General features: G+C 42.5%; 16 protein-coding genes. 14 read left to right on the top strand and 2 right to left on the bottom strand.

The features are described from left to right. Nucleotides 1-196 precede the first annotated feature (196 nt). Nucleotides 197-1720 carry an S-layer homology domain-containing protein gene (locus GON22_RS23675; RefSeq protein WP_202113475.1) on the top strand — a complete coding sequence of 508 codons (1524 nt, stop codon included), beginning with the start codon at nucleotides 197-199 and terminating at the stop codon, nucleotides 1718-1720. A gap of 156 nt (nucleotides 1721-1876) precedes the next feature. Here the strand turns inward: GON22_RS23675 and GON22_RS23670 are convergent, their stop codons facing one another. Then, nucleotides 1877-2476: a hypothetical protein gene (locus GON22_RS23670; protein ID WP_160398564.1), complete on the bottom strand. Its 600-nt coding sequence runs from the start codon at nucleotides 2474-2476 to the stop codon at nucleotides 1877-1879. A 204-nt stretch (nucleotides 2477-2680) separates the two neighbouring features. On the opposite strand from GON22_RS23670, the gene GON22_RS23665 reads away from it, so the two are divergent. From GON22_RS23665 to rlmD, 4 genes are all read left to right on the top strand, one after another. Then, nucleotides 2681-2971 carry a YerC/YecD family TrpR-related protein gene (locus tag GON22_RS23665; RefSeq protein WP_006038628.1) on the top strand — a complete coding sequence of 97 codons (291 nt, stop codon included), beginning with the start codon at nucleotides 2681-2683 and terminating at the stop codon, nucleotides 2969-2971. A 1-nt stretch (nucleotide 2972) separates the two neighbouring features. Next, the gene (locus GON22_RS23660; protein WP_160398563.1) at nucleotides 2973-3812 is read left to right on the top strand and encodes a CbiX/SirB N-terminal domain-containing protein; all 840 of its coding nucleotides are present in this window, start codon (nucleotides 2973-2975) and stop codon (nucleotides 3810-3812) included. Between the two features lie 3 nt (nucleotides 3813-3815). Continuing rightward, on the top strand, nucleotides 3816-4739 hold the full coding sequence (locus GON22_RS23655) for a diacylglycerol kinase (RefSeq protein WP_160398562.1): 924 nt from the start codon (nucleotides 3816-3818) through the stop codon (nucleotides 4737-4739). A 164-nt stretch (nucleotides 4740-4903) separates the two neighbouring features. Further along, nucleotides 4904-6439, top strand: coding sequence for a 23S rRNA (uracil(1939)-C(5))-methyltransferase RlmD (gene rlmD / locus GON22_RS23650; protein ID WP_160398561.1), 1536 nt, complete (start codon nucleotides 4904-4906; stop codon nucleotides 6437-6439). Between the two features lie 259 nt (nucleotides 6440-6698). Here the strand turns inward: rlmD and GON22_RS23645 are convergent, their stop codons facing one another. After that, nucleotides 6699-6920 carry a helix-turn-helix domain-containing protein gene (locus GON22_RS23645; RefSeq protein WP_160398560.1) on the bottom strand — a complete coding sequence of 74 codons (222 nt, stop codon included), beginning with the start codon at nucleotides 6918-6920 and terminating at the stop codon, nucleotides 6699-6701. Nucleotides 6921-7132: 212 nt separating this feature from the next. Between GON22_RS23645 and GON22_RS23640 the strand changes: the two genes are divergently transcribed. The 9 genes from GON22_RS23640 (at nucleotide 7133) to GON22_RS23600 (ending at nucleotide 24437) form a co-directional block, all read left to right on the top strand. Continuing rightward, entirely contained in the window at nucleotides 7133-8011 is an 879-nt protein-coding gene (locus tag GON22_RS23640) for a DUF4007 family protein (protein WP_160398559.1), read from the top strand. A 10-nt stretch (nucleotides 8012-8021) separates the two neighbouring features. After that, nucleotides 8022-11501, top strand: a complete 3480-nt coding sequence (locus tag GON22_RS23635) for a hypothetical protein (protein WP_160398558.1) — start codon at nucleotides 8022-8024, stop codon at nucleotides 11499-11501. A 4-nt stretch (nucleotides 11502-11505) separates the two neighbouring features. After that, a complete protein-coding gene (locus GON22_RS23630) occupies nucleotides 11506-12384 on the top strand; it encodes a phosphoadenosine phosphosulfate reductase domain-containing protein (protein WP_160398557.1) in 879 nt (292 codons plus the stop codon). Nucleotides 12385-12508: 124 nt separating this feature from the next. Further along, the gene (locus GON22_RS23625; protein WP_160398556.1) at nucleotides 12509-13390 is read left to right on the top strand and encodes a DUF6997 domain-containing protein; all 882 of its coding nucleotides are present in this window, start codon (nucleotides 12509-12511) and stop codon (nucleotides 13388-13390) included. A 95-nt stretch (nucleotides 13391-13485) separates the two neighbouring features. Beyond that, entirely contained in the window at nucleotides 13486-15324 is a 1839-nt protein-coding gene (locus tag GON22_RS23620; protein WP_160398555.1) for a hypothetical protein, read from the top strand. Continuing rightward, nucleotides 15317-16861: a hypothetical protein gene (locus tag GON22_RS23615; protein WP_160398554.1), complete on the top strand. Its 1545-nt coding sequence runs from the start codon at nucleotides 15317-15319 to the stop codon at nucleotides 16859-16861. The genes GON22_RS23620 and GON22_RS23615 overlap by 8 nt, the downstream gene beginning before the upstream one ends. After that, nucleotides 16858-22203, top strand: coding sequence for an FtsK/SpoIIIE domain-containing protein (locus tag GON22_RS23610; RefSeq protein WP_160398553.1), 5346 nt, complete (start codon nucleotides 16858-16860; stop codon nucleotides 22201-22203). Before GON22_RS23615 ends, GON22_RS23610 begins: the two co-directional genes overlap by 4 nt. Beyond that, nucleotides 22200-23972 carry an ATP-binding protein gene (locus GON22_RS23605; protein ID WP_160398552.1) on the top strand — a complete coding sequence of 591 codons (1773 nt, stop codon included), beginning with the start codon at nucleotides 22200-22202 and terminating at the stop codon, nucleotides 23970-23972. Before GON22_RS23610 ends, GON22_RS23605 begins: the two co-directional genes overlap by 4 nt. Before the next feature lie 15 nt (nucleotides 23973-23987). Beyond that, a complete protein-coding gene (locus tag GON22_RS23600; RefSeq protein WP_160398551.1) occupies nucleotides 23988-24437 on the top strand; it encodes a hypothetical protein in 450 nt (149 codons plus the stop codon). The last annotated feature ends 561 nt before the right edge of the window (nucleotides 24438-24998 follow it).

Genomic DNA, 24998 nt, shown 5'->3' with positions numbered 1-24998 from the left:
TTGCAGACAAGCAGCACTATCTCATGGCTGTGTGTGTGTTGTCTTTGCGAAGCTCAACCATTCCCTTTGGTTTTCATAAAGTTTTGCGCCAGTTTATAAAATGTTAATCTCTTCGTTTCGTATTGTTTAAACCTCCCCCCTATAGTAGAGACAGGCACCACAAACTCTCGGATAGAAGGTCAGGAGGCCACTAATTATGATGAAACGTGAACCACGTAAAATAGCAGTATGGACGCTGGCGGCAGCACTTGGTGCGGCGGCAATCGTGCCAGGATATGCATCGGCAGCAAGCGAGACGGTAGCCGTGTCGGCGACGAAAGCGAATTTTGCATTGGCAATAGTTAAGGTTGATCCGGCGGTAGAGCAAGCAATGAAGCAGCTCGCTTCGCAAGGCGTATTGCAGGGCTATGAGAACGGAACGATGCGCCCGAACCAACCATTGACGCAAGCGGAGGCAGCTAAGCTACTGGTGCTTGCACTGGATTTGACGGAAGGCCGTCAAGACGCGCTTGGCGCGGAGCATCAGGGCAAATGGTACGTTTCGTACGTGAATGCGGCAATTGCACACGGCTTGTTTGATGCATCGGCAGCAGCGAAGTTCCAGCCGAACAAGCCAGTGACGGAGCCGGAGCTTGCTGCAATGGTGGCTAAAGGGTTGGAGCGGGACACACTGTCCGTTCGCCACTGGCTGTCAGGCGTAGCGGATGGCAATGGGAATGCGACGCGCGGCGAAACGGCAAGATTGCTGGTGACGGTGGAGCAATCGGTTCGTTCGGCGGATGCGAAAATCGTATCGGTCAAAGCGCTTGACGGCATCGCGCTGGAAGTGACGATGAGCGGGCCAATGACGCTTGCTGATGAAACAATTGAGAAGTCGGCAGAGACGTTCAAGTTCGATGGCGGCGTCACGATCGTCAATCAGCCGCGGCTAAAAACAGGATCGGTGAACTCGTACATCGTGCCGGTCACGAAGCTGGAAGAAAGCAAATCGTACACGCTGACGTACAAGGGCGAGCAGGCTGTTTCGTTCAAAGGCAACGGTGAGCTGATCCGGTTCAACTCGGCAAGCCAAGTCACGAATGACACATTCGAGGTAGAAGCATTGCTGAGCGAGGGCGTCGTCGACTATGGTTATGTAATCTCGGCTTATGCAGGCGGCCGCGGCGCAGATGCGTTGGTGCTGGAGGAAGGCAACAAGTATCAGGGCAAGCCGCTCCTAATCATTTCGTCGCTGCGCAACCGGACAGCTGTGCTGACTCCTGAGGGCGGCCAGCCGATCAACGTATCGTATGTCGGCTACACGCAATCGACCGACGGCAAGCAGGAGCCGAAATTCCGCCTCCCGGCTGGCACGAAGCTGGAAGCTGGGGTGAAGTACACGGTAACGGCGAACTGGTTCCAAGTGGCGAACGCATCGTTCGTGGCGAAGGACATCGCACCGCTCACCATCGCATCGGCACAGCAGACAGATGCGAAGACGCTGACTGTCACGCTGTCGCAAGATCCAGCGGACGAGCTGTTCGCATTCCGCTCCGTCATGCTCAAGGGCTCTGACGGCTCGGCTTTGACGGCGCAATACCGCGTCCAGACGCGCAAAGGCGCGGTCGGCATCTTCGACGTGATGAACGGCGGCGAGTTGAAGGCTGGAGTAACGTACAGCGTAACGCCAGTCGGCACATGGGCTGTGAATGCGGGCGAAGTGACGCTGGTGGCGAGGTAAGTTGCGAGTGGGGTAGAAAGCTAAGAAAACAGCCGTTTGCGGAAACACATCATGTGGCAGACAACACAGCTGTGAGCGGTATGTGGACTAGCTAACTATAAATGGGGTTGCCCAACGCCAATGTGGCTTGTGGCAACCCCTTTGCTGTGTACCCGCCTACCGCGTCCGCTTGCGCGGGCGCCTGCGCGGCGTCGTGCCTTTGGCGCCTGCGCCGGGCTTGCGCCGCTTGCGGCGGCGTGGCCTAACCGGCATATCATCGTCGTCATCGTCGCCGCCGGATTTGGACGCTTTCGCGTCCTTTTTGAACGAACCCATCAGCACCTTAACGAGCGGAGCCATCGATTGGACGTTCGCAACGATCTTCTGCATCTTGGTCATCGAGTTCAAAATGCCGTCGATGCCGCCGAGCCGATCCACGACGCCTTTGAGCTCGCCGAGCTTCTCGAGCGAAAATCCGCCAGCCTTCGATTTTGCCGACTCTTCCCCCACGATTTCAGCGATGGCATCTTCTACTTTCACGGGCGCGGTTGCTTTTGCCACTGCGGGAAGGCTGACGCTTTTATTGCCCACCGTGGCATTGGTATTGTTAGGAGCTGGACTGATGGGTGCGCCGCCGCCTACGCCTGGAAAGCCACCCCCGAATGCAAAAGGATCGCTTATGCCGGGGAAAGGCTGATTTTGCCTCATATGCGGATGCTGCGGATAGCCGCCTGTTGGGCCATTGCGCACATTCACAGGGATCACAACCTTCTTCATTAGACTATTGCTCATACAGTGTATGGCTTAGGCGAACATAAGGATTGGACGGATGCCCGGTTTTTAAAATGGTTTTTTGTCCCGGATCGCACCTGACAGACTCTTCCATTCATTAAAGCGTGAATGCTGCAATGCTTGATTATGCGGTACGAACGCTTTACAATTGGATAGATGAGTTCTCATACCTTATAGGGGTGACGTAGCATGCAGCTTAAGAAGCTGAACGATAAAGCGATAGACCAACTGTTCGAGGCGGTATTGACGCTGAAGTCGGTTGAGGAATGTTATATATTTTTTGATGACCTGTGCACGGTAAACGAAATCCAGTCGCTGTCCCAGCGCCTTGAAGTCGCACGGATGCTCGGCAAAGGCTCGACGTACAATCAGATCGAAGCGGAGACAGGGGCAAGCACGGCGACGATCTCGCGTGTGAAGCGGTGCCTGAACTACGGGAACGATGGGTACAAAATGGCGCTGGAGCGCCTGGGGCGCTAACGTGAAGAGGCTCGGTATTCTCGTCATTAGCCATGGATCGCGCGAAGCGGAGTGGGTGCAGCTTGTTGATGAGTCGGTCGCGGAAGCGGCCGAGCTCACAAGCCGCGAAGCGGCTAACAGCCTCAAGAAGGCTGAAGCTGGCTCGAATGGCCTCGCCCCCGAGATCGGGTTCGAATCGTCGTTTCTGGAGATCGTCGAAGGACGGCTCATTCAAGACGGCATTGATCGGTTGGCCGCCGCAGGCGTAACCGACCTTTTCGTGCTTCCGCTGTTTATTTCCTCCGGCAGCACGCATGTCGACGATATTGCGCAATCGTTCGGGTTCCCTCCCGTCAATGAACGTGAAGGGGAGATGGAGCCCTTCCACGTTCCTGATGGAATTCGCGTCACGTTCGGCGATCCGATCGACGACGATGCGGAGATTGCGGAGCGGATCTGGGACAATATCCGCGAGCTGTCGAGCGATCCGGCGCATGAAGCGTTGCTGCTCATTACGCATGGCAGCAGGGAAGATGGCTTCTATGAGCGTTATCAATCCGGCATGCGCAAGCTGGCGGAGCGCGTTCGCGTGCTCGGCGGGTTAGCGGGAGCAGAGACAGCGATGCTGCTTCCAGATGAAGCGGGCACTACGCTGCGGCGCATGCATGCGGAACAGCCTGAACAAGCGGTGCTCGTAGCGCCGCTATTTTTGAGCAATGGATATTTTACGAATCATGTAATCCCGTCACGGCTAGCTGGGCAAAACTATCGGTATAACGGCAGGGCGCTTCTGCCATCATCAGCGGTCGCACGCTGGATGGTCCGGCAGTCGCTGCAGTGGCTGCACGGGTTGGAGGTGTAAGAGGTGTCACTAACACCGGTTAAACGGGCACGGTTAATCTACAATCCGACCTCCGGTCGGGAAGAAATCAAACGGCGTCTGCCGGATTTGCTCCAGCGGCTCGAACGCGGTGGCATTGAGACGAGCTGCCATGCGACGTCTGGCGAAGGCGATGCAACCATCGCAGCGGCCGAAGCGGTAGAGCGCGGCTACGATCTCATTATTGCGGCGGGCGGAGATGGCACGTTGTATGAGGTTATTAATGGCCTGGCGGAAAAGCCGAATCGGCCGCCGCTTGGCATTTTGCCGCTCGGAACGACTAACGACTTCGCACGGGCGCTCGGCATTCCACGGAACTGGGAATATGCGTGCGACCTCATTATCGAAGGCTACACGCGCCCAATCGACGTTGGCGTAGCGAATAAGCGTTACTTCATTAATATCGCGGGCGGCGGCTCGATGACCGAGCTGACGTACGAAGTGCCGAGCAAGCTCAAGACGATGATCGGCCAACTCGCCTATTATATGAAGGGTTTGGAAAAAATGACTCGGCTTCGCCCGACCGAAATGCGCATTCAAGCGCGCGGCCATGAGGAAATCCATGAAGAGATCATGCTCTTCCTCATCTGCAACAGCAATTCCGTCGCAGGCTTCGAGAAGCTTGCGCCAGATGCGCAGCTGGATGATGGCATGTTTGACGTTGTGATTTTGCGCAAATGCAACCTGCCGGAATTTATCCGTGTAGCGACGATGGCGCTTCGCGGCGAGCATATGAATGACCCGCATGTCGTGCAGCTTCGGACCGATCATCTCGTCGTATCGACGCCAGATTATGTCCAATTGAACCTCGACGGCGAGTACGGCGGCACGCTGCCATGCCAATTCTCGCTGCTGCCATCGCATTTGAATATTTTTGTCGATGAATCGGGCGTATCCTCGTATCGTTAGTGTTGAAGTGATCTATAACCTTGCCGCTGAGGCGGAATGAATAGCAATGTGATCAAGGATCGCTGTCCTGCTGCTGCGCCCGTGTCGAACACGGCCGCGAAGGACGGCGGTTTTTGTATGAATAACCACAACCATTATGGAACTGAGCGGAGCGTTGAACAAGCATGAACAATAAGGGCAAGCCGTCGCAGGCGACGGGCAAGAGAGGGCCGGGCGGACAGGCAAGCGGCGGCAAAAGAAATAGCCGGTACCGGACGGCATCCGGCGGAGCGGGATCGGCGACAGCGGCGGCAGCGGTGAACGCGCCCGTGAACAAAAACGAAGAATACACCATCGACATTGTCGGGCTCACGCATGACGGCGAAGGCGTCGGCCGTGCGAACAACTTTACGCTGTTCGTCCATGGTGCGCTTCCAGGCGAGCAGGTGCTCGTCAAGGTATTGAAGGTGAAGAAGCAATACGGCTACGCCAAGCTCATGAAGCTTTTGCAGACGAGCCCGGATCGCGTGAACGCGCCTTGTACGATTTATAAGCAATGCGGCGGCTGCCAGCTGCAGCATATGAGCTACGAAGCGCAGCTGCGCTGGAAACGCCAGCATGTCGTCGACAACCTGACGCGCATTGGCAAGCTCAACGTCGACGGCGATATCATCGTCCACCCGACCATCGGCATGGACGAGCCATGGCGTTACCGCAACAAAGCGCAGGTGCCCATCGGCATGGCGCTTGCGGATATCGAAGACGGCGCCGCGGGCGGCTTGATCGGCGGATTTTACGCCCAAGGCAGCCACCGCATCATCGACATGGACGCCTGCCTCATCCAGCATGAGCGCAACGACGAAGTCGTACGCCAGATCAAACGCATCGGCACCGACCTCGGCATCACCGCCTACGACGAAGAATCCGGCCGCGGCCTGCTGCGCCACGTCGTCGTCCGGACCGGCTTCGTTACCGGCGAGCTTATGGTTGTTCTCGTTACTAACGGTAGCCATATCCCGAACAAGTCTGAGTGGATCGCGGGTATTCGCGCCGCGATGCCAGACGTCAACAGCATCGTGCAAAATGTGAATACACGCGATACGAACGTTATTTTCGGCGATGAAACGCGAACGCTGTGGGGCAGTGATGTTATTTATGATGAGCTCGACGGCATTCGCTTCGCGATCTCCGCGCGCTCGTTCTATCAGGTGAATCCGTCGCAGACGGTTGCACTTTATAGGAAAGCCGTGGACTATGCAGGTTTGACGGGAGCGGAGACGGTCATCGATGCCTATTGCGGCATCGGGACGATTTCGCTGTTCCTGGCGCGGAAGGCGGGACGTGTGTATGGCGTGGAGGTTGTGCCGGAGGCGATTGAGGATGCGAAGCGGAACGCGGAGCTGAACGGGATTGCCAATGCGGAGTTTGAGGCGGGATTATCGGAGGTAGTGATTCCTCGCTGGCGCGAGGAAGGGATTGCTGCGGATGTTATTGTGGTCGATCCGCCGCGGAAGGGCTGCGACGCAGCGCTGCTGGATACGATCATTCGGATGAAGCCGGAGCGTGTGGTTTATGTGTCGTGTAATCCTTCGACGTTGGCGAGGGATTTGAGGGTGCTGGAGGATGGCGGGTATCGGACGGTGGAAGTGACGCCGGTGGATATGTTTCCGCATACGGTGCATGTTGAGTGTGTGGTGGGGTTGGTGAGGAAGGGGAAGTGAACCCCGCGACGTATCATGAAATAATTAAGAGGGGCGAAGGCTCCTCTTTTTCTATGAGAAGTATTAGACAGAGCTTCTATAGCAGTTGTGAAAGAGAATGAAAGTAATGCTAGTGGACGTAAGTATTTCAAAGTTAATATGCTGGATTGCCTAGGTGACTATATTAAACCATGATTGGAGGTGGTGTGAAATTTAAGAATAAACTAAATAATTAATATATATATATATGATATTTGTGAAGGGCATTTATGTTTGTTTTCTAATCTTTTACATCTATAAGATCTACTATTTCTCTTATGTCGCTAATTTCCAGTGCTTCAGCTATCTTTTCAATGTGAGAAAAATTGATGTTTTCTCTTTTTTGATTAGATAATTCACTTAGTGCAGCATGCCTGACATCAGATAATCGAGATAGTTCTCTTAGAGAAATCCCTTTTTTTTCAATGAGTTCTGATAATTTAATTATAATTTTCTTTTTCATATCATTTCTCCTAAGATCATTGACTTACGTAAAAGCGTATCATATAATTTCGCTATAAACGGTACGCTTAAGCGTATCGGAAGTGGAGGTGTAAAATTTATAGGAACATTTGTTCTCGTTTCGATATGTTCATTTGATCTATTTTAATGTATACTGTTCCTGGAGAGTGTTCACCAGGAGTAGAAATGTTACAAGAAGGGAAGTCTTACTTCATGGCTTATGCAAGACATCAGAGCTTCTATATAAGAGATAAATGGTTTAGTAAGGGATTGAGGGCTGTAGAACAAGATAATAGATTCTTCTTTAATGAATACGCTTTTGAAACAATTGGATTGGGTAAGAACATGGTTGAGTCCTTGAAGTATTGGCTTTTTGCTTTCAATGTTCTCGAGGAAAAAGTAGAAGAAGGTCAACGAGGGCATTATTTATCCGAATTAGGTAGGATCTTGTACGACAACGACAAACTTCTACAAAGAAATGAAACATTAGCCATCCTTCACTACAATTTAATTAGAAATATCAGTGATCAGTCGACTGTTTTTGACTGGTACTTTAACAAATATAAAGAAACCGCGGTAAGTAAACCTGAGTTGTTAAATTCTTTTATCACTTGGGTGAGCCAAAATGAACCAAAAGGGATCTCGGAAAAGTCATTAAAGCGGGATATTGATTGCTTGATTCAATTTTATACTAAGACACCTGATGAAAACGATCCTGAAGACGTGATCTTTTGCCCTTTTTTTAAATTGTCACTAATAAAAAGTGAGCATTCGGGAGAAGGATTCGACACAATAAAAAAACTAGTTCCTGAGATTGATAAGATAGGGATTATCCCACTATATTACACATTGCTCAGTTACCAAATATCAAATGATGTGGATCTCATAAGTGTTGATGAAATTCTGAATGGTGATTATCTCTGGGGTAAAACTTATAATCTGTCTCGAAATAAAGTCATTGAAGTTTTAAATGTTCTTACCAATCATGAGCATTTCCCAGTAGAATATGTTAGAACTAATAACTTAGATTATATTAAAGTACCTAAAATTCCCCCATTAGAACTGTTGAAGAGTGAGTTTTTGAAAGGATGATTGACTAGAGATGGCGTTTAAGTCGAGTGTGAATATTAAATTTGATATTGGAAATGTCGAGTTTGTAAAGCGGTATATTCCTACTCCTTCTCATGCTGAGGCTATGAAGGGGATTATTGAAGGATTTACTAAAACAAATGCCAATCGCTCACATATTATTATTGGACCGTATGGTACCGGAAAATCATTATTGGCAAATGTAATTGGAAGTGTTATGTCGAAGTTAATAGACAACAATGAGATTTCTAACTTAGCTAAGAAGTTTGAACAAGTTGACGATGATATTGCTACTAATATTAAAGATGCCAGCAATCTATCTATTTCGTATTTTCCAATTTTGCTAAGCGGTAATGAGGGAAGATTTAGGCATTCTATATTGTCTAATATATTAAAAAAGCTCAATGATAAAGGTGTCGATATTGTGTTGCCCGGGCTAGCAACAAAAGTTCTTGAATCAATAAAATTATGGGAAACTAGCTTTCCTGAAACATTTAAAAAGTTTGTTTCTCAGTTAGAAAAAGATGGAAAAGATAGAACCGCGTGGGTTGGCGAAATAAAAAAACAAAATCAAACCGAGATAAGATATTTTTCGGAAATGTATCCGCTTCTTACTGCGGGTGCTTCGTTTGACATCGATTATGACCATAGTTTTTTATCTCAAATGGAGTATATATCTAGTCTCTTGCAACAAAATAATCTAGGAATCTTTATCGTATATGATGAATTTGGGAGATTTTTGCAAGGTTTAAGCACCTCTAAACTAAACGAAGCGATGCAAGATATTCAAGACCTATCAGAACTTGCAAACAGAACTAACTCCATACATTTTTTATTGATTACACATAAGAGTTTACGTCATTATTTTAATACATCAAATGATGACCTTGCTAAAGAATTTCAACGTATTGAAAAGCGCTTTAATCATTATCTTGTGAAAAGTGATCAAGCGACGTTTCTTAGAATTTCCGAGATAATAATGACAGAAAATATTGAACATAAACCAAAGATTTTAATTACTGAATTTACGCAGACACAAGGTTTAATGAGGAAATATCCTCTCTTTCCAAGTATTAATCAAGCAGAACGTGATGAGTTGGTAATACGTGGGATGTTTCCACTCCATCCTGTTTCAATATTTCTACTACCGAGTTTAACTAGGGTATTCGGACAAAACGAAAGAACATTATTTACTTTTTTAGAGAGTCAAGAAACAGGCGGTTTGATAAATCACATCAACAAAACTAATGAGTATTATTTGGCGCATCAACTATTTGATTTCTTCTTTTCTGATTCTAATGATATTGGTAATGGTGAAGTTACTGAACATATTCTCTTATATAAAAAAGCAATGGCACGGCTGCCAGAGGATATCTTTAATAAACAATTAGCAGTGAATATAGTTAAGATCATAACTCTTTGGAATTTGTGTGCGGTACAAAGTGAGCAAAAGTTAACAACTAACTTTTTGCAATTTGCGACACAGATTAATAAAGATGTGCTTTCAGAGATCTTATCTATATTAAGTGAAAATAAAGTTGTTAGATTTAATCGAGTGAATGATTTCTGGGAATTGTTTGCAGGAAACTCAGTTGATTTACTTGAGAAACTAGAGCTAGAAAAACAATTGCTTAAAGTGAACCAATCAAAGGAAATAGAGGTTTTACAAAATAATTTATTTAAGAGATTTTATTTTCCGGAACGATACAATGACGACAAGGGAATGACGAGATTTGCAGCTGTTAGGCTTGTGTTTGGTCAGGAAATACTTAAAAGTGGGGTGAGGGAGGATGATCAATTCTCTGATCTTTTAATCTACTATGTTTTACCGGAAGATACAGCAACTCGAGACTCGTTAGACCCTTTCTTAGCAGAATTAAGTAAACAGTCTGATAGAAAAATGTATTTTCTGCATTCAGAATCATTCGAAAAAATTAGGTCTGAAAACTACAATTATATGGGTTTGGATTTGCTTAAACGAAATAAGTCGTTGCTTGCTGAAGATAAGGGGATTAAGGAAGAATTAGAGATACTAATTAATGAGACTAAGTATAGGATTTCAAAATATTTATCTGAAATAGCTTCTTTTAATGGAACTCATTTTTGGTATCTTGAAGGCCAAAGAATTTCAATTAATTCAGAATTAGAATTGACAGACATATTGTCTGAAAAATGCTATAAACTGTATGAAAAAACGCCAGTTATATTAAATGATTCGTTTAATAGAAGTACTATCTCCGGTGCGCAAAGAAATGCAGCAATATTGCTTATTGATAAAATTTTAACAGAGCCCTTAAGAGAACAATTTGGAATTACTGGGAATGGACCGGAGTACGCACTATATGCATCAATCTTTAAAAATAATGAGGGTTTTGATCAAAATATAAATAAACTTGATTTCTCAAATATAAGAAACGAAGCTTTCTACACACTTAGGGTTAGGTTGATTGAAATATTGGAAATGAATCAAAGAGGTAGTTTGAAAGAGTTAATAGACTTATTTATTTTACCGCCATTCGGCATTCGAAAACCATTGATTCCCATTCTTATTGTCGCCCTACTTAGGGATAGATGGAGCGACATTATGTTGTATCGAAATGAAATGTTCGTGCCAGGAATTAATGGAGCCAAACTTTTTGATATTATTGTTGAGGCAGGACCTGAAAATTATCACTATGTTTATGAAAATATTAATCAGGATTATATTGATTTTTTTAATAAGATCGATATGTATTTCCAGGAATCCTTGGAGACACGTCTTGTTAATCATTCAAGGCTGATATATATATGTGGAACTTTGTTGAAATGGTTAAGGTCATTACCAAGATTTATTCAAACTTCGGAACATATAGATGAAGAGTTTAGACAATTTAGAGACTATATTAAAAGATCAGAGATTGATCCACAGCAATCGATTGCTCAAATTTATAATTTATTTCATAATGATTTTAATAAAATGTTGTCTATTAAGAAATATGGTGAAGGTTTTGTATCGCTCCTAAAAAAAGAGTTAATTGATAAGGTTATAGAAACAATTGGAGTCCTAGACTATGAGGGTTTGAAGATTTGGATCGAAGAGCAAAATAAAAAGGGCGCAATTAGCAGTAGTAAGTTGATTATAAACATGTCCTCATTACTTAACAGTTCAAATGAAGAATCGTGGATAGACCAATTTGCTGAGGGTTATATAGGTGTTAAAATAACGGAATGGTCAGATACAACCTACGACTTGTTTGTTGCACAATTAAAGCACGATTTCAAGCAAATAACTTCTACGAAAGAAGAACTTCTGCAAGGTAAAGAGAATATGGTTACTGTTCAATTAAATAATAGTAGAAAAATGATAAATAAGGTCGATTTATCGGTTAAATCTACAACAGTGTATACAAATTTAGAAAGAATGATTAATACTGCAGGTAAAAATGTACCGCGGCAAGAGCTAGAATATCTTATTTATAGGTTATTTGAAAACTACGTGATAAAAGCGGAGTGATAATATGGGCATCGAAGAAAAAAAAGTTGTGCATGTAGCAATGTTTAGTGGTGGAGCTGGCAGTGCTTATGTCGCTTACCATATGGTACAAACATATGGTAAAGAAAATTGTATTTTGTTTTTTACAAATACATTATGGGAAGATGAAGACAATTATAGATTTATGGATGAAGTCTCTAAACATATCGGTGTAGAGATTACAGAGCGGCTTGATGGAAGAACTCCAGAAGAAGTTTTCCATGATGAACGTTTTTTGGGTAATGCACGACTGGCAAAATGCTCTGAGGAACTTAAAGTAAGACAGACAATCATTTTCTTAGAAGATGAACTAAGAAATCAAATGAATTTAGAGCCAATTCTATACTTTGGGATTGGACCACACGAGAAGCACCGTGCGGATAATCTAAAAGAATTTTATGCTCATTTTCCGTTAGAGCCCATTGAAACACGATTTCCGTTGATCGATTTATTCAGAGAAGATCTTGACGCAAAAGGAATCATTCGAGATGAATGGGGCATTGAGCTCCCCAGAATGTATAATATCGCTGAACAACTGGCATTAAAAGAGAATAATGAGAATGCTAAGATTGCATTACAACATGGTGTTATAGGCTTTTCGCATGCTAATTGTGCTGGAAGATGTGTGCGTGGAGGGTATCAGCATTATGCACTATTATATGCGCTTTGGCCTGATAGATATAGTGAACAAGAAGAGATGGAAGAGCGGTTCAGAGCTAGTTTGCAAAAGGATGTATCGATTTTAAAGAAAAACGGTGGATCATACACAATGAAGCAGTTCCGTGAGGTCATGGAAATCGAAGGATTCGAGAAATACTTGTTTAAAGCAGACGCAGATATTCCGTGTGTTTGTTCATTTTCATAGAATAGTAGATAAAATCGTCGATACCCTCGACGATTTTTTTTGTGGGATTGTACTAACTAAAGGGGTATTGATTTTAATATAGAAATCTTATACAGATGACACTTCGGATTATACGGAGGAACTAATGAGTTCACCAAAGCAGTTAGGGTTAAGTGAAATGTTTGAACCTGCATTGTTGCATATGAAGAATATGGATAATGCAGTATTTGGCCCTTATTCATTCTTAAATTATTTGAGGGATAACAATATTCCAAATATCAGTGCAACACCTGAGGCAATCTCAATAGATTCATATGAAAAACTTCATCAATCAGCTAAAGATAATTCAGCGATGATAATGAGATTAGGTCAAGCTCCAGGGAGTAAAGGAACTCAATTTGCGTTGGTTAAAGTCAAAGGGAAACTAAAGGACTTTTTTCTGATAGATGATTCTATCTTTGAAACGGAGTTGACTGAATATGTTCCTGAGGATAACGTTGTTCAATTAAAGGTGTTTTCTTTATTACCTTCATTAACCGAAAACTCTTATGTTAATATCGGATTTTCTTCGGGATTAATTAGCTTTGCACTGGGGGTCGATCAAGTTAAACCTATTTTTCCACCAACGAGTTGCTCTTCGACATTTACCTTTAAATTTAGGCCACATAGCTCGATTAGTGATGAGTTTATACATAGTAAAGGACAAGTTGAAATAGATGCTATGTTTATCGAAAAACGCAACAATATTGATACACTATTTATCGTTGAGGCTAAAAGTGATTCAATTCATAGGTCCTTGGCAAAACATAAGTTACTTTACCCTATACTTGGAATAGCGGAAAATGTTCCGCTGGAGATACCAATCGTTCCAGTGTACGTAAAAATAAAAACATCTTCTATGGGTATTCATTTCCATGTAGTAGAGTGCAGTATTCCTGATCCTAGATGCAGAACAGTAGCTTATGATGAATTAGTGGTTAAGAGGTATTCCCATTTAGTTCTTAATCTTAAACGATTATGTGAATGAATGTTATTTTGTGATTTCGGTGTTTAACAGGGGATTTGCTGGAAAGCGTCGAATGAAACATAAGAACCATTTCCCGAATAAGGTGGTAGTACATAATGACTATAGTTCAATCGGAGTGGGTAGGATTTCTTCGACAATATGGACCAATTCCGCGTAATGATAATATGTACGATGAAGCGATTCATAGAATCATAAAGAGGAAAAATATTAAGCCAATAATCGTTGATTCAGTTTATTTAAATGAACTTATTGAGAATTATAACTCCTCTAATCCTAAGTCTGTAATACTAACCGGTACGGCTGGGGATGGGAAGACATATAACTGCAGAGAGGTTTGGTTAGCATTAAAGGGCTCGCTACAGATATGGCAGAATGACGATAAGGTGAAGGAATTAGATTTGCCGAATTCTAAGAAACTATATGTTATCAAAGACTTAAGTGAGTTGAAGGATGAGGAAAGAGGTATTTTGAATCAGTTTGTTAACTCGGTCCTTAATCCAAGTGATAGCAACGTGTTTTTAGTGGCAGCAAACGATGGGCAGCTGATTGAAGCTTGGAAGCATCTTGGTACAGACCCGCAAACTGTATTAGTAAAACAGTGTGTAGAAGATTTGTTGGTTACTGAAAACAAAGAAAAAGTCGGGTTCAATCTAAGACTATATAATCTAAGTCAAATAAGCGCGGCGAGACTCTTTCCCCAGATTGTGGATGTCGTACTGCAACATCCCGGATGGAATGATTGTAATCAGTGTTCTTTGAGAGAAAACGATCAAACGGGCAAGATCTGTCCTATATGGGAGAACCGTAATCGTCTCGAAGGGAATATAGACGAACAGCTGATTCGATCGCGAGTCACTGATCTTTTGGAGTTATGTGAGTTAAATGGTGTGCACCTTCCTATAAGACAACTACTCCTCTTAGTGTCAAACATGCTTCTTGGTCATCCGGAGGCCAAGGATCGACTTATGTCGTGTTCTGATGCTGCCAAAATAGTTGAGGAAAATAAAATATCTCTTGCAAGTGTTTACCGAAATATTTTGGGTGAGAATCTTACAGAAAGACGTCGCGAATCTACTGATGTATTTGCTACACTCGGAAAGTTTGGTATTGGTTACGAGACAAGTAATACGATCGATAACATCTTAATCTTTGGTGAGGACGACCCTGAACTTCTGCCTTACTACGAAGATCTTGTGCTAAACGACACATACTACGGTGCCGACCAGACCTTTCGTGCTAATCAAAAAGAATACCTAGAAGGCGTATTAGATAGCGGTGAAAACTTTTTAGAATCTCTTCGATCCCAAAGGCAAAGGTTGTTTTTTGTAATCCCTAGAGAAAAAGAGAATGACCTTAAACTTTGGCATCTTACAACCTTCCAATACGCTGGGGAGTTTTTGTCTGATGTTTACAGAGAGGCTAAAGACGGCAAAGTAACTACGCAAATAACTTCGAGGATCTCCCAGGGGTTAAATCGAATTTTTACAGGTCTGTTAGCAAAGAACAATGATGAATTGATTTTGGCTACGTCTGGAAGCCATTCCCAAGCGAAGGTAAGTAGAATTTATGAAGAAAGTATTTCGGTACCGAAAAAACGCGGGGAAAGCATGCAGATCCGAATGAATGCAAATGGCAAGCTCGTGATAGAAGTGAGGTTATCATCTTCTGTTGCTACAGTTGAACTACCGCTCCAGTTGGTTCGCTATGAGTTTCTTTCGCGGGTTGCCGAGGGTGCATTGCCGGGGAGTTTTTCCAGGGAGTGTTATGAAGATATCCTGGGTTTTAAAAGCAAGCTTCTTAAAAGACTAGAGGAGCGCCGTAGAATAGATGAAGAAGATTCGGATGATGAAAGTGATTTATCTTTCAGAATCATTCGACTAAATCAAGACGGCTTGATTGACGACAGAATCGTGGAGGTTAACTACGATGAATAATGAAAGACTTCCGCGCCCGACAAAGATTGACGCAGATATGTGGGTAGATGAGGCGATTTGGGGCCACAGATTATATGATGAACAAACCCCATGGCTTTGTTTTATGGAATTTTTAAATGTCCTTCAATCTGAACTTGAGTCTGGTCGAGCATTTGTTGAATCCGAACCAAACAGATTGGCGTATTCACCCAAATCAAGACTCTACTTACGGAACATCTTGTTTAATAACCCTCAATTAACTCTAATATCAAGTAAGTATAGATATGATGATAAAGAAGCCTGGTTACAGTGGTACGAAGTTATGGGAAAGGGACAAGCCGGCATCGTTAACGCCGATTTCAAATACCTAGAGAAAAGGTTCTCAAACTTTGTGGATTTCGCATCAGTGATTCAGTTTCTTCGGGAAACAACAATAGAGGGTGAGAACAACAAACGGTGGAGCTCACAATTTATTTTTCCATACGGTCCGGACTGTTTGTATGAAGACCTTAATGTAAAAGTTAATGGCTTCACGAATGATCGAAGATTTTTTGGTAGAACTGGTGAGCTGTTGTATTTAATGTTGATGAGAAGCAGCAAAGGGGTTCAAATACTCGCAAACCTACAGAAAAGCGTCTTAAACCCATCAAATAAGTTTAATCGATTAGTTGCAGCGCTAGAACCGAAAGACGTGGTGAGTTCATCTCCTCTTCGAACAGGAGTTTATTTGCCTTATCCAAAATTGGCTGACTATGAATTACTCGCGGATGATTGGTTAAGTTTGTTAGAAAGCAATATTCCGAATTACGACGCGATTCCGCACCTTGTAAACATAACCGGACTTCATTTGATAATGTACAGTTTAAATAGGGCGAAGACCGTCTTAGGTGATACTAACAAACTAACATTTATCTTAGAGATTGTTTCTCCGAAGAAAACAATCATTAGAGAACTATCTTCTGATTCTTTCATTGAGCACAACAATATGTCTCGGAGAGCTGTAGAGGCATATATCAGACAGGTTGTCGAAACAGAGTCTTGGAATCAAGTTACGGACATACATGAGGCAATCACTTTACTGAAAAATGAATATGCTTGGCCGAAAGATAACAAAGAGAGTGAGGTAGAATCAGCGAATTCACCCGATGATCTAATTAATATGTTTGTTTATGCAGCGATTAATAGACACAAGCAACACGTCGATAAATTTCACGGTGTCTGGGGAAAAGAAATAGGACTCTCGTCAAGAAGAGGCGCACGAAGACTACGTTATGCTCCCCAAGATATGCTTTTGAAATCTTTGGTACTGTGCGTTGTTCCGAAGAGAATGGAATTCCAAGACTTCTTAGATAAACTGTATGAAAAATATGGTTTTATCATTGGCGATAAGCAGGCTCTTGAATTGACGGAGGCTGGAAGAGCAGATTTAGAAGCGTTTTCTGACAATGCAAGACGACTTGAGCAACGATTGGCAAGTATGGGGTTACTACGCAGACTATCTGATGCATGCGCATATGTAGAAAATCCCTTTGGGATTCAGGAGGAAGAATTACCATGAACCAACTAGAGTTAATTGGAAAGGTAGCGACTGAATATCTTCGCCGGCAACTACAAAATAGCCAATCTGAAGAGGGAATTGCGCGTTTCTTATTGGATCGCCTTACCGGAGATCAGGTCACCAATATATGTAAAACGATAAGCAGAGATATGCAGTTGGTCTCGACTATGGCCATAAAAGTCCCTCGGAAATTAGTTGAAGGCAGTGGTTTGCTTCCTGAAATGGTTACTGACGAGAAGACAACCTATTGGAGAAATGCTTCTTGCGATAAGCCCGCTATCCTATTAGCGAACACGAACGATGACCAAGGGCAATCGCTAAGAGATATAACAAGGGTTGGCGCAGGTGATCTCAAGAGTAACCCGGATATATGGGTTCAAGTGGCAAGTAACGACCTCCCTCTAAGCGATGAGCAAAAAAAGCATTGGCAACAAGCATTGAAAGGTTTGCAAGAGGCAAATGAATGCAGCCTGGAGGAATTTAGTGAGTTTACTGTAAAAGTACGTGAAACAATTGCGGAGAATGGCATTCCTGTTGTTAGGGCGCTTGGTTGGGCATTATCTGCACTTCGCATTCCACGTGATTCTTATTACTTTGATGCAATTCCAGAAAATGCTTTAGGTCATGCTAGTAGGTGGAAGAAGCTCTTTACAGATGCATATAACAAAAGAGCTTGCTATCTATATAAGCAACATCCGAATCGTCAAATCATCGAGAACAGTGAGATTCAGGCTTCTTACGAAAAGGTGAAAAGCCAAATCGATCCGTCTGTTCAGCCAATTATGGAATTGTTCATTGAATCCAATGTGAACTGGTCCACCGCAGCGGAGAACCTTTCGGAGTTAGAATGGGAGACGGATAAAGTCAATCTTCTGTTTTTTGAATTGAAGCCAATGAAGGTAAATCTGGCAGAAAAAACTCGGCAATTATATGATGATGAGTTTCCAGATACTTTAACGGATGCGGAGATTCTTTATCTTAATAATTTAAACCAACTCTTTCAAAAGAAAAAAGCAAAGGAAGCTACAGAGGAAGACAAGGAATTTTACGATAAGCACCGTCAAAACTTGGAGACAGACAAGGCATTAAAAGCAGAATGGGATCGTTTCGTTTATGGAAAGGCGATTGAATGTACTGATTTTTTAGTTGGTTTATTAGAGGCAACTGAGCGCCTCTTTGCTCAATGCGATAGTTTTATTGGGGGGAAGACTCTAAGAATCCGGACACAGAAGACAACGAGTAAAAAAGCTTGGTTGGACCTTAATGAAGATATAGGTATGACGTTTTGCACTGCTTACAGGGGGCTTGAGAAGTTAACCAACTGGCAAGTAAATTGGGAAACGTATCATTTGTTTAAATACGATGAGTTAGTATCAGAGGCCAAACAGAAGAAAGGCTACAAAAAGAACACCTCAACGGCAAAAGCGGCTATTCAAATCGCATTCTACATAGAGCTTAGTTACCTTGACTTGCAGGGATCAAAGCAAAAAAATGAAGTGAAACTAGTATGGCAAGTTAACCCGCAAGAGATTGGGCTTGAGCTCCACGATGATTTAAGGAGACTTGCTGATCACTCCTTCTCGTATTCTACTGTTTCACAAAATCCCGTTAGCAAAAAAGGTAAGCTGCAGGGGTTATCATTGAGCGATGTCGGTACAATTCAAGCAGTATTCGGACAGGATAGGGGTTCCCTGGTCGGTGTATATGCAAAAACAACCGATTTGCAAAAAACAATCTTAAATAACCTGATGAAGTTGCTCGAAGAAACCAGACTTACACAGAGCGATTATGAAGCTCTTAAAGAATCGTGGGGTCATTTTTCAACAAAATATAAACAGTCTATAAATGATTGGCTAATGGATGGTATTAGTTCTGATTCAATGATTGAACAGAGCGAGCTGTACGATAAGTTCTTACGATCCTTACAAGAGCATGCTTTGGGCGATATGAATCGAATTCATATCGTGCAGCCTGTTATGGAAATCGGGAATATAAGGGTGGATGGAGATAAAAACAAGCCAATGACCATTGTGGCTCCATGGCACCCGATGCGAATGGCGGCAAAGACCGTTAAGGCGCGGCAAGTCATTGGTTTACTAAATTATGTACTAACATCGGACCAAGTAGACTTTGGCGACCCACGCTTGTTCTTTACGGATCTAAAAGAAGAAATAGTAAGTCCGTATTATCCTGAAGTTGCAATAGGGTATAGGGGTCATGAACCGGTTCTCCTTTCGATTACAGATGCTAAGAATGATTATACCTTAATGGAAAGCCCAATACGTACTGAAGAAGAAATGCAGACGAATGAAGATCCAAAAGAAGCTAGTAATAAACTTCTTAGCCTAGTTGAACGTTACTTGGATCTTCAACCGCACGAAAAGACGAATCTAAGCTTAGTCTTGTACAACTGTGACTCCACAAGACTTCCGGAGACAATCGTAAATTCGCTAGCTGCAATGCATGAAGTTGAAGATGAAGTCCGCTGTCAAGTGATTTTGAGGCATCGGGATACAAATAAATTAAATGAATTATATATGAAAATGATAGAAAGTACGGATAGTGATGCCGATTCCTTTGTTGCGAGTGAGGTAACCCGTGATTTTATGGCACGTCTCCGTGTAGGAGTCATGGCACATGAGGCTACTGCATTAGACCCCAAAGAGGGAAAGCTAGCTGATATCGTATTCTTGCAAGATGTTATTTCGCGCCAAGCCAATCTTGAATGGGATGAAGTTCAGGTGAGGCAGATGCCAGAATTACTTAATCATTATCCTCCACGGTGGGCAAAAAGAAGATCTACAGTGAAGGATGAACTTAAATCTACGGTGTACTTGGCATGCCCAAGCCAATCTTCAGTTGGATGGTCCTATTTATCGTCGGTTTATTCAGTAGTAAAGGGGAAAGATGTTATCCCAGGGACATTTTTTCTACCGGCAAGGCAAATTTCGTTCCAGAATGACAAGGTGAAGTCCATTTTTGATGAAGCTCACAAGCTCGGCGAATGGGTAGTCAACTATGATCAATTACTAGAACGAAGACAGCTCAGGAACCTTGGGGTGAAGGTAATTAAGTACCAGCACAATAAATCTCATGGCTCAAACGTTATTGTATCATCAAAATCACAATTAAACCTCTTAAACGTACTCGTAAAAAGAAGATTGGATGCTCTGGGTCTAGGGTTAACTGAGGCGGAATTATTACAACTCACGGAGCGGTTTATTGAGGATGCAAATGCAATATCAGGCGACATCGTTCTTCGTGCTGCAAAACGAGGTGTGTTTGCGGGTGAATTATTAGGTGTCGTATTAAGCAAGATGATTCTTCAATCCGAGATGGGAACAGAGCAGGCTGTAGGTTGGTTTTTCCTTGATGATTATGCAAGTTGGCTTGGACAAAAAGAGGAGCAGATCGCAGATATTTTAGCGCTTGCACCTAAAATCATTGGAAATAAGCCGCATCTACAAGTATTTGTTTCTGAAGCAAAGTATGTTGATGCTAAGGGCGTATCTGAAGCGAGGAAAAATTCTTCCAAGCAGTTGCGCGATACCGTCTCGAGAATGGATAATGCACTTTTTGGCGATCCAGGACGTCTTGACCGTGATTTATGGCTATCTAGATTAAGTGATATGTTAAATGAAGGTATTGAATTAGCTCCGAATTCTCCGTTTACTGTTGAAGAGTTGAGGGAGGGTATTCGGACAGGAGAAATTCCCATTGAAATCAAGGGTTACTCCCATGTATTTATGTCAACGTTACCTGACACAGCTTTAGATAGTGAAAGAAATTCTATCACCAATGCTAAGAACTCCTATCAAGAAGTGTTTACTAGAGATCTTGTGAGAGAATTAGTCTTGGCCTATCATCAGGGGATCTCCGTCATCGAAATCAGGGAGAAGCTTGACGATAGTAAACCATGGGAGTTTAGCGACGCTAAATTGCCCGCTCCAAGAGTCAATTTTGTTGCTGCTAGTAATAATGGAGTTGCCGCGGCGCAGAGTAAAGTCTGTGATAATACCGATGAGGATCAAACCCAGGTTAACTTTGAGACTGATGAAGCTCCAGAGGATACACGAGAAAGCGATTTCGTGAGCGAGGGGGAAGTAACGGGATCTGTAGACTCAGATAAAAATGGACACGTTGTGGAAATGATCAGTAAAATTCCTTGGGCGAATATTCAGTTAGCAACATGGATATTACAGAATGCTCAAAGTATGGAAGAAACCAATGAGGATCAATCGTGGGTTAATGAAACGGTAAATAAACTTAGAATGGCTTTAATCAGCTATAACTTACAAGCTAAAGTGGTTGGACATCGATTGACGCCAAATGCTGTTGTCATAAGGCTAAAGGGATCGGATCAGTTAAAGGTTGATGATATCGAGAAGAGGAGATCAATTCTTCTTACAACACATGCCCTTGATGTAATAAACATTATGGCCCAACCTGGAGAGATTGTTGTTTCCTTGGCCCGCCCACATAGGCAAAGCATATCGTTAGCGGATGTATGGAAGGCAAGGAAGGTTCAAACCAATGCATCCGGGTTGAACATGAGTTTTGTAATTGGTGTTAAAGAAATCGATGGGGAACTGCTTTACTTAAATTTAGGGGGAGAGTTTGAAAGCGGAGCTCAGCACGCTCCACACACTCTTATCGCGGGTGCAACCGGAAGTGGTAAATCCGTCTTGTTGCAAAATCTAATCCTTGATATCTGCGTAACAAATAGAAAAGATTTAGCGCACATTTATTTAATTGATCCTAAATACGGTGTCGACTATATGCATCTTGCTGAACTTCCACACCTTGTTGAAGGTATTGTCGATGACCAGAATAAAGCAACACAGATACTTGAGGACCTCGTTGTTGAGATGAATGATAGGTACCAAAAGTTTAAGGAGCTCAAAGTTAATAACTTGAAAGATTTTAACGCTAAGGTTTCCGACAGTGAAAAGCTTCCTCTTATATTCTTAATTCACGATGAATTCGCAGAATGGATGCTTGTCGATGAATATAAGAGTGCGGTTTCCTCCATTGTTCAGAGGCTTGGGGTAAAGGCACGCGCGGCAGGAATTCACTTGATCTTCGCAGCACAGCGTCCAGACGCTAATGTTTTACCAGTTCAGTTAAGGGATAATTTAGGTAACCGATTAATTCTTAGGGTTGAGAGCGTCGGGACTTCAGAAATTTCCCTTGGTGAGAAAGGTGCAGAGAAACTACTCGGCAAGGGACATTTGGCTGCAAGGCTGCAAGGGGAGTCTGGACTGATCTATGGTCAAGTTCCCTTTGTATCAGGTGAAAGTATAATACAAATAGCTGAGAAGTTAGGAGCGAACACAATATGACAAATGAAGTATATGAATTAGACTGGGATCCGTATAGAACATTATTTGGACTAGGGAGAATTGGATATACTCCCCCTGCGGCATTAGGTGATATATTAGATAACTCGGTTAGAGCTAGGGCAAAGAACATTCGAATTATTATTAATAAAATCAACCCGGCCAGCCGTGATGCTAGAAAAAATAATGTTAAAGAATATATTATTGTCGATGATGGGATAGGAATGTCAGAGCAAGAGATACTAGACGCACTTAAATTAGGGTCGCCCGATACCAATTATGATACAAATTCCCTGTCAAAGTTTGGGCTGGGTTTAAAGTCAGCAGCTTTCTCGCAGGGAAATGTTTTAGAAGTAATCTCCTCAAATGGTGCCGATAAATTCAATAAGTTTATTGTTTCCTTAAAAGAGATAAAGGAGAAAGGTAAATACTTTTCAACAAAAGCCAAACTTAGTGCTGAAGATATCGACTTAGTAAAGAATTACACTAATAATGACCAAGGGACAATAATAAGAATTAGCGATATTAGACTCGAAAATCACCCTAGTGTTAAAGCGACACTTGATGAATTGGAATATAAATTAGGCGTTATATATTATTACTTCATAAAAGAAAATGGCTTGGAAATATCCATTGTGAATGGAGCTTCAGTTACTAAAATTGAACCTTATGATGTGTTATTTACACAAGAAGCAAGTGATGAAGTAAGTGGTGGAAATTTAGATGAGGATAATTGGGATGGTTTAAATGTTAAGTGGATCAAGAAACCAAAAGAACCAATACTATTAGATCCAGACAATAGAGTTCATGGAACAATTGAGGTTACTCAATTACCTTATCCACCTGCGTTTAAACCCGAAGATTCAAAGATAAGACAGAAATACAAAATCGAGGCAAATAATTATGGTTTCTATGTTTATAGAAATAAAAGATTGATTTCTTGGGCGGAACGTTTTGGGATAATTCCTCTTGATCAGGATTATTACTCTTTTAGGGGGAGAATCATCATTGACGACTCAGCAGATAATGCTTTTAATATTGATGTAAAAAAGTCATCAATAATTCTCTCTGATGAGGCTCAAAAAACAATTAGTGACTTAAGTGATGATTATAAACGGAAAAGTAAAAAGGCCTGGAAACATGCTAACGAGTTATTAAAGCAAAAGGAAGGGTCAGAACCCAGCGCAACATCTAACCAACTTGTATTAGATTATGAAATTCCAGATTTGTCTAGTGAGCCAATCTTAAGTGAGGAAGAAGAGCAAACAGAGGAGAAGAAGAGGCAAGAACTTGCTGATGATATGAAAAAGAAAATAAAGCAAATGGCGGCTGAAGAAAAAAGTGAGAATGAAGGACGGGATGTAAGTGAAGAGGAATTATCAGATGAGGATATAAATGCAACACTAAAGGGGACAAATAACCCCAAAGTAGAGAAGATATTTAGGGTAAATTCGGTTGACGATAATTTATTGTGGGAACCTTATTTTGACGCTGAACAGGGTCATTGTGTACGAATAAATAAGAAACACCGTTTCTCAAAGGTAGTTTTTGAGGATAATAGTCCTAATACGGATTTGCAAGTAATATATGACTTGCTACTCTACAATTTTGCTCTAGCAGAAGTTAAGGCGAGGACATCCAATGTCTTTGAGGGATTAAATACAGAAGAAACAATCATAGAGTTTAGGAGAATTGTTTCGGAATACTTGGCGGCTTTCGTTAGATCAAAGGAAAATAAACTTCCACCGCTAAATAAGGATAGTATTCTTTAGTTTAGGGATAAAATCATGATTGTAACTGAAGTTTCAAGTATTTTCAATGGTCGGGATAGAGCATATATTTATATAATATTATCAAAAGCTTATAGAGCCATATATGTTGGGGAAACTAATGATAGACGAGGAACGATCGGTAGATTCAGAGCACACATAGGATCTTCTGGTACTTTTAGGAAAAGGTTTGAGGAGCGAATTGGTGAGGATATAGAACAAATTGATGATCTAATATTGTTATCCTACCTGCTTCCTACAGATCAACTATTTACTGGTGTTGCTTCAACCCACAGACAATCAGTGGAATACCTTGTTCAGGTAAAACTAATTGAGATGCGTGCAGGATTAATTAAACCCTTTAAAGTTGTATCGGAAGTAAGAACCTTTAGTACCACCTCGGAAAAAAGAGTTGAAAAGTTAGCTGAAGCAATAGTATTAGATTTCATTAGTTACTATAAAATTTGAGCTACGCAGTGTCAGTTTTTATTTCCTGTTGACGGCTTGTTGACGAACATCGTCAACAAGCAATCAAACGCAAAAAAACGAACAACACGCTATGGTTAAAACTCTTATATATCAAGGGTTTTAACCAACCCATACAGAATCCCCCTCCACATGTTCCCACATACGGTGCATGTGGAGTGCGTAGTGTCAACATACCGTGTTGACAAATAATTCGGAACACCTAAACCTAATTGTGAATATCCGAGATCAATATATTTACTGTCTCGATGTTTGTGGAGTACTGCGTCTTGCTTATTAGGAAAGCTTATTAAGAAATTGTATATCGGACCACATTTACTTGAAAGTTGAAGCCCAACCTCAAATGAAGTGCACCCCCTATAGTGGATATTGGAAAAACACTCTAGTGTTTTAACCGATGAAAACGAAGGGGGTGCTTTTTCTGTGAAAAGAATAACGCACACATGATGGACCTCGTCTTTGAAGAATGATGGGATTCTGTAAAAATGGCAATAGGATGCTCGGGAAGCGAAATATTCGGTTCCATGTTTAAACCATATTTAA

Origin of the sequence: Paenibacillus sp. MMS18-CY102, assembly GCF_009789195.1 — a bacterium.
GTDB lineage: Bacteria > Bacillota > Bacilli > Paenibacillales > Paenibacillaceae > Paenibacillus_T.
The sequence above is the reverse complement of the archived record's forward strand: the minus strand, read 5'-3'. Positions and strand labels throughout refer to the sequence as shown.

What these genes read in the sequence shown, in the direction of transcription:
- GON22_RS23610 (WP_160398553.1), top strand. Translation starts at nt 16,858, where the DNA reads ATGAACCAACTAGAGTTAATTGGAAAGGTAGCGACTGAATATCTTCGC.
- rlmD (WP_160398561.1), top strand. Translation starts at nt 4,904, where the DNA reads ATGAACAATAAGGGCAAGCCGTCGCAGGCGACGGGCAAGAGAGGGCCG.
- GON22_RS23630 (WP_160398557.1), top strand. Translation starts at nt 11,506, where the DNA reads ATGGGCATCGAAGAAAAAAAAGTTGTGCATGTAGCAATGTTTAGTGGT.
- GON22_RS23675 (WP_202113475.1), top strand. Translation starts at nt 197, where the DNA reads ATGATGAAACGTGAACCACGTAAAATAGCAGTATGGACGCTGGCGGCA.
- GON22_RS23615 (WP_160398554.1), top strand. Translation starts at nt 15,317, where the DNA reads ATGAATAATGAAAGACTTCCGCGCCCGACAAAGATTGACGCAGATATG.
- GON22_RS23640 (WP_160398559.1), top strand. Translation starts at nt 7,133, where the DNA reads ATGGCTTATGCAAGACATCAGAGCTTCTATATAAGAGATAAATGGTTT.
- GON22_RS23665 (WP_006038628.1), top strand. Translation starts at nt 2,681, where the DNA reads ATGCAGCTTAAGAAGCTGAACGATAAAGCGATAGACCAACTGTTCGAG.
- GON22_RS23625 (WP_160398556.1), top strand. Translation starts at nt 12,509, where the DNA reads ATGAGTTCACCAAAGCAGTTAGGGTTAAGTGAAATGTTTGAACCTGCA.
- GON22_RS23620 (WP_160398555.1), top strand. Translation starts at nt 13,486, where the DNA reads ATGACTATAGTTCAATCGGAGTGGGTAGGATTTCTTCGACAATATGGA.
- GON22_RS23645 (WP_160398560.1), bottom strand. Translation starts at nt 6,920, where the DNA reads ATGAAAAAGAAAATTATAATTAAATTATCAGAACTCATTGAAAAAAAA.
- GON22_RS23670 (WP_160398564.1), bottom strand. Translation starts at nt 2,476, where the DNA reads ATGAAGAAGGTTGTGATCCCTGTGAATGTGCGCAATGGCCCAACAGGC.
- GON22_RS23605 (WP_160398552.1), top strand. Translation starts at nt 22,200, where the DNA reads ATGACAAATGAAGTATATGAATTAGACTGGGATCCGTATAGAACATTA.
- GON22_RS23600 (WP_160398551.1), top strand. Translation starts at nt 23,988, where the DNA reads ATGATTGTAACTGAAGTTTCAAGTATTTTCAATGGTCGGGATAGAGCA.
- GON22_RS23635 (WP_160398558.1), top strand. Translation starts at nt 8,022, where the DNA reads ATGGCGTTTAAGTCGAGTGTGAATATTAAATTTGATATTGGAAATGTC.